Origin of the sequence: Mesorhizobium sp. M0854 (assembly GCF_040319815.1) — a bacterium.
GTDB lineage: Bacteria > Pseudomonadota > Alphaproteobacteria > Rhizobiales > Rhizobiaceae > Mesorhizobium.
In genome coordinates this window covers 170,806-182,351 of the sequence record NZ_JAMYOL010000011.1, presented here as the reverse complement: position 1 = coordinate 182,351, position 11,546 = coordinate 170,806, and the positions used below count along the sequence as shown (strand labels likewise).

Here is an 11,546-nt window from a genome sequence, read left to right as displayed (position 1 = left end):
GACAGGCCAGTGACAGCCTGTTGACGCGAGTTCAGGCCTTGCCAAATCCACCTGGGGTCGGCGTCGTCACGATGACCGCCTCGCCGGCGTCGAGGATGGTCTGATCGCAGGCTTTCAGCGTCTCGATCGCGCCGGTCTTGCGGCGGACCTTGGTCGAACCGGCCTCGCCATCGCCGCCTCCGTCCAGTCCCCGCGGCGGGCGGTTGCGATGCGAGGACAGGATCGCGCATTCCATTTTTTCGAGGAAGCGGATAGTGCGCCTGGTGCCGTCGCCGGCATTCCATTTGCCTTCGCCGCCGGAGCCTTCGCGGATATGAAAATCCTCGAGCAATACCGGGAAACGCAGTTCCAGCACTTCCGGATCGGTCAGGCGCGAATTGGTCATATGGGTGTGGACGCCGGAGGTGCCGGCAAAACCGCGGCCGTCGTTCATCCGGCCAGCCGGCGAGCCCGAGCAGATCGTCTCGTAATACTGGTACTGCTTGTTGCCGAAGGTGAGATTGTTCATCGTGCCTTGCGCATTGGCCATCGCGCCCATGGCGCCGAACAGCGCGTTGGTGACGTGCTGCGAGGTCTCGACATTACCGGCGACGACTGCCGCGGGATAGGCGGGCTTCAGCATCGAGCCGTCGGGAATGATGATGTTGATCGGCCGCAGACATCCGGCATTCATCGGAATGTTGTCTTCGACCATGACGCGGAAGGCATAAAGCACAGCGGCTCGGGCGACTGGCTCTGGCGCATTGAAATTGTTCTTCATCACCGGCGACGTTCCGGTGAAGTCGACCGTCGCTTCGCGCTTCCGCCGGTCGACCGATATCTTCACCTTGATCATTTGGCCGGTGTCGGTCGGATATTCGTATTCGGAACTGTCGGGCAGCCGCTCCAGAACGCGGCGCACGCTTTCGGCGGCATTGTCCTGGACATGGCCCATATAGGCTTCGACCACATCGAGGCCGAAATGCGCGACCATCTTGCGCAGCTCGGCGACGCCCTTTTCGTTCGCGGCGATCTGCGCCTTGAGGTCGGAGATGTTCTGGTGCGGATTGCGCGCCGGGTAGGGGTGGTTGGTGAGTAGCGTCTCCAGGTCCTTCTCGCGGAACCGGCCGCGATCGACGATGCGGAAATTATCGAACAGCACGCCTTCCTCGTCGACGGTTGTGGCAAGCGGCGTCATCGAGCCGGGCGCGGTGCCGCCGATGTCGGCATGATGGCCACGCGAGGCGACGTAGAAGAGGATCTCCTCCCCCCTCGAGGGGGAGGTGGCGGCGAAGCCGCCGGAGGGGGTCGTTGCGGCAGTGCTCGACGCACTTGTGGTGCCTTCTGCGAGGACCCCACCCGGCCGCTTCGCGGCCACCCTCCCCTCAAGGGGGAGGGAAAACACCGGTGTCACCACTGTGATATCAGGCAGATGGGTGCCGCCATTGTAAGGCGCATTCAGCGCAAAGACGTCGCCGGGGTGAATGTCGCCGGAATTGAGCCGGATGATGGTCTCCACCGAGCGGTCCATCGAGCCGAGATGCACCGGCATATGCGGTGCATTGGCGACCAGCGCGCCATCCCGGTCGAAAACGGCACAGGAGAAGTCGAGCCGCTCCTTGATGTTGACGGAATAGGCGGTGTTTTGCAGCGTCACGCCCATCTGTTCGGCGATCGACATGAACAGGTTGTTGAAAACCTCCAGCATCACCGGATCGGCTTCGGTGCCGAGTGCGGCGTGTCGGCGCTTCTTCTCGACGCGCCGCATCAATACGTGGTCCTTGGCGGTGATCTCGGCCTGCCAGCCCGGCTCGACGACAATGGTCTGGTTCGGCTCGATGATCAAAGCGGGGCCGGCGATCTGGCAGCCGGGGTCGAGATCAGGGATGCCGTTCTCATATTCACGGAAATAAACCCCAGCGGTGCGCCATTGACCTTCAGAGTAGAGGCGCACCCGTTTCTGCGCTGGTCTGGAGTGGCGAACGCCAGGAAGGCTTTGTTCGTCGCGGCCGGTGCCGCCGGTATCGGTACCTTCGACGCCGATCGATTCGACGATCATCGGCTTGTCGTCGTAGACAAAGCCGAACTGCGCCTTGTGCGCCAGTTCGAAGTCCGCCTTGGCCTGCGCAATCGAGCCGTGCCCGAAGTTCACAGGCAGCGCGGTATCGGTGCCGTCGTAGCGGATCTGCAGCACCGGTCTCGAGGCGACCGCGTCTTGGCTGATGCCTTGCGCGGCGAGTTCGTCGATGACGGCTTTGCGCAGCGTTGCGATGAGTTCATCGATCGCCGGCCCGGAATTGTCCGCCAGCGGCTTCAGCAGCGCCTGCTGGCGTGACGCAAATACAGAGGATAGGCCGATGCCGTATGCCGAGAGCAGGCCTGAGAAGGGATGGATCAGCACCGCCTCCATGCCGAGCGCATCGGCGACCAGGCAAGCGTGCTGGCCGCCGGCACCGCCGAAGCAGTTCAGGAGGTATTCGGTGACATCGTAGCCGCGCTGCACCGAAATCTTCTTGATGGCGTTGGCCATGTTTTCGACGGCGATGGTGATGAACCCTTCGGCGACGGTTTCCGGCGAGCGGCCGTCGCCGATCTCGGCGGCAAGTGCGGTGAATTTTTCGCGAACAGTCTGGACGTCGAGCGGTTCGTCCTGGCCCGGTCCAAAAATAGCCGGGAAGAACTCGGGCTGCAGCTTGCCCAGCATGACATTGGCGTCAGTGACGGCCAACGGGCCGCCGCGCCTATAGGCGGCCGGGCCGGGATTGGCGCCGGCCGAATCCGGCCCGGCGCGAAAGCGGCCGGCCTCGTAATGGAGGATCGAGCCGCCGCCTGCAGCAACGGTGTGGATGCGCATCATCGGCGCGCGGATACGCACGCCGGCGACCTCGGTGTCGAAGGCGCGCTCGTAGTCACCATCGTAATGGGCGACATCGGTGGAGGTGCCGCCCATGTCGAAGCCTATGACTTTGCCGAAACCGGCGAGTTTTGCGGTCTCAACCATGCCGACGACACCGCCGGCCGGGCCGGACAACAGCGCGTCCTTGCCCTGGAACATGTCGGCGGCGGTGAGGCCGCCCGACGACATCATGAACATGAGGCGAGGAGATTGGCCGATCTCCCCCCCTGTGGGGGAGATGCCCGGCAGGGCAGAGGGGGGCGCCGTAGGGTGCTTTGTGTCATGATTGGCGTCACTAAGATGCTGAGATGCTGGCGGGACAGCGCCCCCCTCTGTCGGCTTCGCCGACATCTCCCCCACGACGAGGGGGGAGATTGGAGCCACGCCCAGCTCACCGGCAACCCTTTGCACATACCTAGCCAGGATCGGCGACAGATAGGCGTCGACCACGGTGGTGTCGCCGCGGCCGACCAGCTTGATCAGCGGCGAGACCTCGTGACTGACCGAGACCTGCGAAAATCCGAGTTTTCTGCAGACCTTCGCAACTGCCTTTTCGTGATCGGGATGTTTCCAGGCATGCATGAAGACGATCGCGACCGCATCGATGCCGTCCGCCTTGGCTTGCTCAATAGCCGGGCGTACGGAAGCAATGTCGAGCAGGCGCTCGACACTGCCGTCGGCGCGAACCCTTTCGTCGATCTCGACGACACGCTCATAGAGCTGTTCGGGAAGGATGATCTGCTTGGCAAAGATATCGGGCCTGGCCTGATAGGCAATCCTCAGCGCATCGCGGAAGCCTTTGGTGATGAGCAGCAGCACACGGTCGCCCTTGCGCTCGAGAAGCGCATTGGTGGCAACCGTGGTGCCCATCTTGACATCGCCGATCAGAGCGGAGGGGATTGGAGCGCCGGGTTGGACGCCGAGCAGCTCGCGAATGCCATGGATGGCAGCATCGGCATAGGCTTCGGGATTCTCGGACAGCAGCTTGCGCGGGTGCAGCGCGCCTTCCGGGTCACGGCCGATTACGTCGGTGAAGGTGCCGCCACGGTCGATCCAGAAATCCCATTTTGCAGTCACTGCGGCGGCTCCCGGGATTTTTCCCTGTTCGATCTGTTAGCTTGCGAGGCCCTGACCGGCAATCGTCAAATGATTGGAATATGTTACAGGCAGAAATGCAACGTTACGAAACTCATGCGCAGCTTACGCATTGTGTCCTCGACCGCCGCCGGTAACGGAGGCGTGATTAGAGGAGAGATACCATGAACAAACTCATTCTTGCGTCGGTGTCGGCGCTTGCGTTGCTTGGCCTTGCCGCCTGCAGCAACAGCGGCACCGACAACACCACGACGCAGAGCACCAACCCGCCGGCATCCGACCAGACGATGAAGCCGGCTGCTCCTGACGCCAACAAGCCTGCCGAGCCGGCTCCGGCTCCGGCGCCTGCGCCGGCTGCTCCGGCTCAGTAGTCAATGTGACAACCAAGGAAAGGCTGGCCTCACAGGCCGGCCTTTCTGCTGCTTACGATACCAGCGCCTGGCGGCCGAGTGCGACGACGTGAGCGCTGGCGCCAGCCGCCTCAGGCATTGCGTCAAATCGATTGGGCCAGCCCCTGCGGCACTGTCTTGGCTTGATAGCGATGGGTGGTTGGTCCTATGAAGCCCCCATGTCGATTTGGGACCGCCTTGGCGACTTCGTCACACGCGTTTCATCTTCAGCGTCGTCAGGCGTCGCCGAAGTGGTCGAGGCCGTGCGCACGGTTTTCTCCGGCGATGCCGATCTGCGCCGGCGCGTCGCCTTCTCGGTGGCGATGATCGCCCTGTCGGCCAAGATGGCCAAGGCAGACGGCATCGTCACGCAAGACGAGGTGCGCGCCTTCCAGGAAATATTCGAGGTGCCGAAGGAACAGAGGCGCAATGTGGCGCGGCTCTACGATTTGGCCAAACGCGACATTGCCGGTTTCGAGACCTATGCCGAGCGGATGGCGCAGCTTTGCGGTTCGGGCCATTCGAACTGCCTGATGCTCGAGGATATACTCGACGGGCTGTTCCACATCGCCAAGGCCGACGGGCTGGTGCATGAGCGCGAGGGCGAATTCCTGCATCGCATCGCCGAGATATTCCGCATCGATGAGGCGCATTACCAGAGCATCCTGGCCCGGCATGTCGATCTGGGTGCCGCCGATCCCTATGTTGTGCTCGGCATCGAGCGCGGGAAGCCGTTCGAGGAGGTCCGCAGGCGCTACCGCAAGCTGGTCTCCGACAATCATCCGGACCGGCTGATCGCACGCGGCCTGCCGCAGGAATTCATCAAGATCGCGACGACCAGGCTGGCGGCGATCAACGCGGCCTATGAAATGATCGAGCGAGGCCTGCGGCACGCATGAGCGGCTTTCCGCCCGATGAGCCGAGCGCCGAGGTCAGGGTATCGCCGAATTTCGGACCACGGCGCGGGACGCTCGGACCCGATATGATCGTGCTGCACTACACCGGCATGGCTACCGGCGCCGGTGCCGAGGCATGGTTGTGCGATCCGGCAAGCGAGGTCTCGTCGCACTACCTGGTCCATGAGGACGGCCGCATTGTTCAGATGGTAAGGGAAAGCGACCGCGCCTGGCATGCCGGCAAGAGCTCGTGGTTCGAACAGAGCGACATCAACTCCTGTTCGATCGGCATCGAGATCGTCAATCCGGGGCATACGCTCGGCTATCGCAACTTTGCAAAACCGCAGATCGGTGCGGTGATCGGCCTGTGCGCCGGCATCATCGAGCGCCATTCCATTCCGGCGCAGCGGGTGCTTGCCCATTCCGACGTGGCACCGGGGCGCAAGGTCGATCCAGGCGAGAAATTTCCATGGAAGGCCTTGTTTGCCGTCGGTATCGGCCATGTTGTGCCGGCAGCACCGATCCGGCGCGGCGCCGTGCTGAAGCCAGGCGATACCGGCGCCGAGGTAGAGGCGCTGCAGTCGATGCTGGCGCTCTATGGTTATGGCGTCGAGATCACCGGCGCCTTCGATCGGCAGACCGAAATCGTGGTAGAGGCATTTCAGCGGCATTTCCGGCAGCGCCTGGTCGATGGCATGGCTGATGGATCGACGATCCGCACGCTGGAAAGGCTGCTCGCTTCCGTAAGGATAGCCTCTCTCAAATAATCTTTTGCAGCTTAAAAATTACAATCTGTTACTCAAAGTGACTTGCGTCGCCTTCTTTGGCGCCAATTCCGTCGTCAAAGGCGATCCGTACAGATTGTCGGACGTCTATCCCCCCAAATGTTCCGATGTTGATTGAGGGTATCTGCGCGAAGTTCTTTGTGCAGATCAAACAGAACAGGATCACATGCAGAAATTGACCGTTTTAACGGCAGCCATTGCTGCCGGCGTAATGACTTTTGCCTTCAGTGCGGCAAACAGCGCACCGCTGAGCCAGCGGGCCGATCAGGGCTTCAGTGCCGCAGCCGGCAAAACCGCCGTGCCGAAAGCCACCCGTGGTGCAAAAGTAGAGAAGACCGCCACCGCAAAAGTGGAACAAGCAACTGCGGTAAGGACGAAAAAGCCGGCCCCTGCGAAAAAGCCAACCGCTGCAAGAAAGACAATCTCAAAACACTATGTGAAGCGTAACCGCAAAAGCATCGACCACATGGCAACGGCGTCAGTCGCTCCGAAGAGCAGGCCAGCGCCTCAGGCGGTGGTAGTCGGCGCCAGCGGACAGTATTCGGCGATCATTGCGCGTTATGCCGCCAGCTATGGCGTCCCGGTGTCGCTCGCCAACGCCGTCATCAAGATCGAAAGCAACTACCAACCGAACCAGGTCGGCAGCGCCGGCGAGATCGGCCTGATGCAGATCAAGCCGGCGACGGCGCGGATGATGGGCTATAGCGGTTCGGTTCAGGGCCTCTATGATCCAGATACCAACATCAAATACGGCATGAAGTACCTCGCCATGGCGCGGGATCTCGGCGGCGGCACGACCTGCGGCACGATCCTGAAATACAATGCCGGCCATGCCGCCACACGGATGAACCCGGTGTCCGCAGCCTATTGCGGCAAGGTCAAGGTCCAGCTGGCTGCACTTGGAGCGCCCGCCTGACAAGCGACAACTTGCTTTTTCGTTTGCGTTTTCGGGCCTGAACCCCTTTATACGCCTTGCCAGCTGGCCGGGCGGCCGCACCCGCGAAGCCGAAAGGCTGCGGGTGAGGAAAGTCCGGGCTCCATGGAGACACGGTGCCGGTTAATGGCCGGCGGGGGCGACCCCAGGGAAAGTGCCACAGAAAGCAAACCGCCACGATCCAATCGTGGCAAGGGTGAAAGGGTGGGGTAAGAGCCCACCGCGCGACTGGCAACAGGAGCGGCACGGTAAACCCCACCGGGAGCAAGACCGAATAGGGGCGGTGCGAGGGGAAACCCTCGAGGGCTGTTTCCGGCTCACCGTCCGGGTAGGTTGCGTGAGGCGTATGGCAACATGCGCCCAAGATGAATGGCCGCCACGTTCTCGCCGCGTAAGGGGCGAGGGCCATACAGAACCCGGCTTACAGGCCAGCTGGCAGTTTTCCCCGATAAAAGGAAATCTCCTGATATCAGCAGGTTGCGTCTTCGGGCGCAGCCGTTGATTCAATTTTCGCCCGCAATCGAGCGCGGCGTTTCTTGAAAATGGTGCGATTTAATCGTACCATTTGGATGGCGGTACTGAGGAACGCGTCATGGGAGTCGATAAACGCAGCATCACGCTGTCGCCGGAATTGGCGGCGGCGGTCGACGACGCGGTCGCCGCCGGCGAATATGCCTCGGCGAGCGAGGTGATCCGCGACGCGCTGCGGCAATGGAAGGACCGGCGCGACCTGCTCGGCTACACGGTCGAGGAATTGCGCAAGCTGGTGCAGGAAGGGATCGACAGCGGGCCGGGGCTGGACGGGCCGCCAATCATGGAACGGCTGCGCGCCAAATATCTGAAAATGGCCGGAACCAAAGGCCTTGAGGAGTGAAATACCGCCTGCTTCCTCAGGCATTGATCGACCTCGAAGCCATCGGCGACTACATTGCCGAACAGAATCCAAATGCGGCGGTTCGGCTCGTGGATCTCTTGCAAAGGCGGTGGGATTTGCTGACCCTGCACCCCTTCTCAGGTGCGCCGCGCGAAGACATCGCAACCGGAATCCGTCACCTGATCGTCGGCGAATACCTCACCCTGTACCGCGTCAGTGAAGAGGCGATCGAAATCGTTCGCGTGCTGCACGGCCGGCGCAAGATTGATGCCGACGATCTGAATTCGTGATTGCCGATTCAGCCACCGATTGCGTCTAGCGACGCCTCGATCGCCTGCCAAAGCTCTTCCACCGGCTCGCAGCCGACCGACAGGCGAACGAAGCCGGGCGGAACGGCATCTCCCCTTTTTGATCGCCGTTCCGCCGAAGTGTGCACGCCGCCGAACGATGTCGCAGCCTGCATCAAGGCGCAATTGTTGATGAAATCCTCGGCCTTGTCCTCCGAGGCGAGCACGAACGAGATGAGAAAGCCGAAGCGCTCCATCTGGGCGCGGGCAAGATTGTGCGATGGATCGCTCTCCAGTCCCGGAAAGCGCAAGCCGCTGATCGCGCGATGGTTTTTCAGCCGTCGCGCTATCATTTCGGCGGAAGCGCACATGCGGTCGAAGCGCACGTCCAGCGTTTCGAGGCCGCGATGCACCAGCCATGCCTCGAACGGCCCGGGGATGGCGCCCGACGTCTCGCGCCAGTCGGTCACCCTCGAGATAATGTCCGCGTCGCGGCTGGCGACATGGCCGAACAGCACATCGGAATGGCCGTTTGGTGCCTTGGTGTCGGCGGCAATGACGATGTCTGCGCCGAGATCGAGCGGGCGCTGGCCGAAAGGCGTCATCGTCGTGTTGTCGACCACAAGCCCCGCACCCGCTTTGTGCACGGCTTCGGCGACGGCTGCGATGTCGCATATATCCAGTCCCGGGTTGGCGGGCGTTTCGACGAAGGCAAGCCGGTATCCGTCGAAGCCGCCGTCGAGGAAGCTCGACGTCGGCCGGACATCGTAAGTGACGTCGAAGGACTTGAGGAAGCGCTCTGCCAGCGCTCTCGTCGTGTGATAGCCGTCGGACGGCAGCAGGATACGGTCGCCGGCTTTGAGCAGGCCGAAAAATACCGCCGAGATGGCAGCCATCCCCGAGGGAAAGGCGACGCATGGGGCGTCTTCCAGATGCGCCAGCATGTGCTCGACCGCATCCCAGGTTGGATTGCTGAAGCGGCCATATTGATCATAGCCGGTGGCGTCGCCGGGCGCATGAAAGATGGCGGCCATGGTCAGGGGCAAGGGGATCGGGTCGCCCTTGGCCAGCCCGCCGCGGCGCAGATGGGGAAGTGCCGCGGCGCGTGACTTGGCTGTTTCGGACATGGTTTCAACCTCGTTACTGACCGGAAAAGGACATGCCGAGGCTATGCGCGGCAGCGATCCGCAGCAAGCCGGCTCCGGTTGGGCCACACGGCTCTAAACGCTTCGTTAGGCTTAATAGACGATAAAGACGGGAGTGCCGTCAAAGCTGCTCTCCCCAGTCGTGGCAGGCGCGTTTTGAAGACTGTTCCCGTTGACGCCCATAACACCCCATGATATCCCATTCCGATACTCAAGCCTTCGTTTCGTGTCAGGGTGAAGCGTACGCCAATCGGGCAGCCGCGGCGGCTGCGCGTTTGCCTGCGTTCGCCCGTTATAACGAAGTGGGTTTTGGACGCCGACCGGGCTGGGGCGGCGCGGACAGGAAGATGCAGAGGGGTGCGGCGGCGCAAGCGGCCGTAACGCGTAATGGACCGGTTTCTGTCGAACGCGGTGAACAGGATCGATGCGAAGGGACGGGTGTCCGTGCCGGCGCATTTCCGTGCCGTTGTGCAGAAACGCGGCTATTCGGAACTTTATGCGCTACGCTGCCTGGATCGCCCGGCGATGGATGTCGGTGGGCTCGACCTGCTCGATCGCTACGAGCAGCGTATCGCCCAGGAAGACCCGTTCCTGCAGACGGCGGACGACATGTCGTTCTTCTGCCATGGCGATGGAACGTTTCTGAAGCTCGACCAGGACGGCCGTATCACGATGAGCGATTTCATTCGCGAGCATACCGGCATTTCAGCGGAAGTGGCCTTCGTTGGCCGCGGCAATTTCTTTCAGATCTGGGAGCCGGGACGGCTCAGCGCCTATGGGACGGAAGCACGCGCCCGGCTTTTGCAACTTCGGCAGGGGACGAAGCCCGGGGAGCGGCCGGAATGATGGCGGGCGACGGCGATGAAGTTCATGCCGCTGGCGGACCAGCCCGTCACATTCCGGTCCTCCTTGCCGAAGTTCTGGAGGCGCTGGCGCCGACAAAAGGCGAGGTGATCGTCGACGGCACGTTCGGTGCCGGCGGCTACACGAAGGCCATTCTGGCAAGCGGAGCCTCGGTCGTCGCCATCGACCGCGATCCGGATGCGATCGCGGCGGGGCGGGCCCTTGAACAGCAGTCCGGCGGCAAGCTCAGGCTTGTCCAGGCACCGTTCTCGACGCTCGACGAACAGGTTGAAAGTGCCGATGGCGTCGTGCTCGACATCGGCATCTCCTCCATGCAGATCGACCAGCCGGAGCGCGGCTTTTCGTTCCGGGCCGATGGGCCGCTCGACATGCGCATGGCGCAGGCGGGCCTGAGCGCCGCCGACGTCGTCAACACCTTCAAGGTGGGCGATCTTGCCCGCATCTTCGGTTTTCTCGGCGAGGAACGCCATGCCGGGCGCATCGCCCGCATGATCGAGAGCCGTCGCGAAAAACGCCGCTTCGAGCGCACGCTCGATCTTGCCGATGCCATCGAGACGCATATCGGTCGCGCGCCAAAGGACAAGATCCATCCGGCCACCCGCGTTTTCCAGGCGCTGCGCATCTTCGTCAATGACGAACTCGGTGAACTGGCCAAGGCACTGTTTGCCGCAGAGCGCGTGCTGAAACCGGGCGGGCGGCTTGTCGTGGTGACCTTCCATTCCCTGGAGGACCGCATCGTCAAGCGCTTCATCGCCGACAGAGCCGATTCAGCGACCGGATCGCGGCACCTGCCCGAGGCGCAGGCGCGCACCGCCACCTTCACCAAGAAGGGCGGCGGCGTAACGCCTGGCGATGCCGAGATAACGGCAAATCCGCGGGCGCGCTCGGCAAGGCTGCGCGCTGCGATCCGTACAGAGGCGCCGGCGCGCGCCGGCGATTTTTCGATTTTCGGCCTGCCAAAACTGCCTGGCCCAAAGCTTCCCGGCGCCGATCGACCGGGAGAGAGGTGAGCACGTGTTTCGTACCAGCGACATAGTCCTGATCGCCGTCATGGTTTCAGCGGCTGCCCTGACCTACAAGACCAAGCGCGAGGCCGAGGAGCAACTGGCGGCAGTGCACAAGATCCAGGCGCAGATCCGTTATGAGGAGGACACGATCGACCTGCTCAAGGCGGACTGGAGCCTGCTCACCCAGCCGTCGCGCCTGCAGAAGCTCACCGAAATCTACAAATCGCAACTCGGACTCGAGCCGGTCAATGCGCGGCAGATCGTCGGGCTGGACGATCTGCCGGCGAAACCCGTCAACATCGAGGACCTTTCATCGCAGCGGCTGGGCGGCATGGCCGATATCGGCGGCAAGGATCCCGTGGTGACCGGAGGCATCGTCCAATGATCACCGGATT

General features: G+C 62.5%; 11 protein-coding genes and 1 other RNA gene. 10 read left to right on the top strand and 2 right to left on the bottom strand.

Annotation, left to right across the window (positions count from 1 at the left end):
- Nucleotides 1-31: 31 nt before the first annotated feature.
- Complete coding sequence (locus tag NKH99_RS19080; protein ID WP_353014996.1) at nt 32-3,952, bottom strand: hydantoinase B/oxoprolinase family protein; 3,921 nt, start codon at nt 3,950-3,952, stop codon at nt 32-34.
- A gap of 182 nt (nt 3,953-4,134) precedes the next feature.
- On the opposite strand from NKH99_RS19080, the gene NKH99_RS19075 reads away from it, so the two are divergent.
- The 7 genes from NKH99_RS19075 to NKH99_RS19045 all read left to right on the top strand — a co-directional run bounded on the left by NKH99_RS19075 (nt 4,135) and on the right by NKH99_RS19045 (nt 8,138).
- Entirely contained in the window at nt 4,135-4,341 is a 207-nt protein-coding gene (locus NKH99_RS19075) for a hypothetical protein (RefSeq protein ID WP_352778751.1), read from the top strand.
- A 197-nt stretch (nt 4,342-4,538) separates the two neighbouring features.
- Nucleotides 4,539-5,258: a TerB family tellurite resistance protein gene (locus NKH99_RS19070; RefSeq protein ID WP_352471547.1), complete on the top strand. Its 720-nt coding sequence runs from the start codon at nt 4,539-4,541 to the stop codon at nt 5,256-5,258.
- Nucleotides 5,255-6,022, top strand: a complete 768-nt coding sequence (locus NKH99_RS19065) for an N-acetylmuramoyl-L-alanine amidase (protein WP_352767736.1) — start codon at nt 5,255-5,257, stop codon at nt 6,020-6,022. The genes NKH99_RS19070 and NKH99_RS19065 overlap by 4 nt, the downstream gene beginning before the upstream one ends.
- A gap of 184 nt (nt 6,023-6,206) precedes the next feature.
- On the top strand, nt 6,207-6,956 hold the full coding sequence (locus NKH99_RS19060) for a lytic transglycosylase domain-containing protein (RefSeq protein WP_352471549.1): 750 nt from the start codon (nt 6,207-6,209) through the stop codon (nt 6,954-6,956).
- 59 nt (nt 6,957-7,015) lie between these two features.
- Nucleotides 7,016-7,414, top strand: an RNA gene (gene rnpB, locus NKH99_RS19055) — RNase P RNA component class A.
- Between the two features lie 152 nt (nt 7,415-7,566).
- Entirely contained in the window at nt 7,567-7,848 is a 282-nt protein-coding gene (locus NKH99_RS19050) for a type II toxin-antitoxin system ParD family antitoxin (protein ID WP_352767738.1), read from the top strand.
- A complete protein-coding gene (locus NKH99_RS19045) occupies nt 7,845-8,138 on the top strand; it encodes a type II toxin-antitoxin system RelE/ParE family toxin (protein ID WP_352501067.1) in 294 nt (97 codons plus the stop codon). The genes NKH99_RS19050 and NKH99_RS19045 overlap by 4 nt, the downstream gene beginning before the upstream one ends.
- 8 nt (nt 8,139-8,146) lie before the next feature.
- Here NKH99_RS19045 and NKH99_RS19040 read toward each other — a convergent pair whose 3' ends face one another.
- Nucleotides 8,147-9,262 carry a cystathionine gamma-lyase gene (locus tag NKH99_RS19040; protein WP_353014994.1) on the bottom strand — a complete coding sequence of 372 codons (1,116 nt, stop codon included), beginning with the start codon at nt 9,260-9,262 and terminating at the stop codon, nt 8,147-8,149.
- Nucleotides 9,263-9,667: 405 nt separating this feature from the next.
- Between NKH99_RS19040 and mraZ the strand changes: the two genes are divergently transcribed.
- The 3 genes from mraZ to ftsL are packed head-to-tail and all read left to right on the top strand — an operon-like array spanning nt 9,668 to nt 11,536.
- Nucleotides 9,668-10,126, top strand: coding sequence for a division/cell wall cluster transcriptional repressor MraZ (mraZ, locus tag NKH99_RS19035; protein ID WP_254818997.1), 459 nt, complete (start codon nt 9,668-9,670; stop codon nt 10,124-10,126).
- Complete coding sequence (gene rsmH / locus NKH99_RS19030) at nt 10,123-11,154, top strand: 16S rRNA (cytosine(1402)-N(4))-methyltransferase RsmH (RefSeq protein WP_352767741.1); 1,032 nt, start codon at nt 10,123-10,125, stop codon at nt 11,152-11,154. Before mraZ ends, rsmH begins: the two co-directional genes overlap by 4 nt.
- A gap of 4 nt (nt 11,155-11,158) precedes the next feature.
- On the top strand, nt 11,159-11,536 hold the full coding sequence (gene ftsL / locus NKH99_RS19025) for a cell division protein FtsL (protein WP_023676771.1): 378 nt from the start codon (nt 11,159-11,161) through the stop codon (nt 11,534-11,536).
- Nucleotides 11,537-11,546 lie beyond the last annotated feature (10 nt).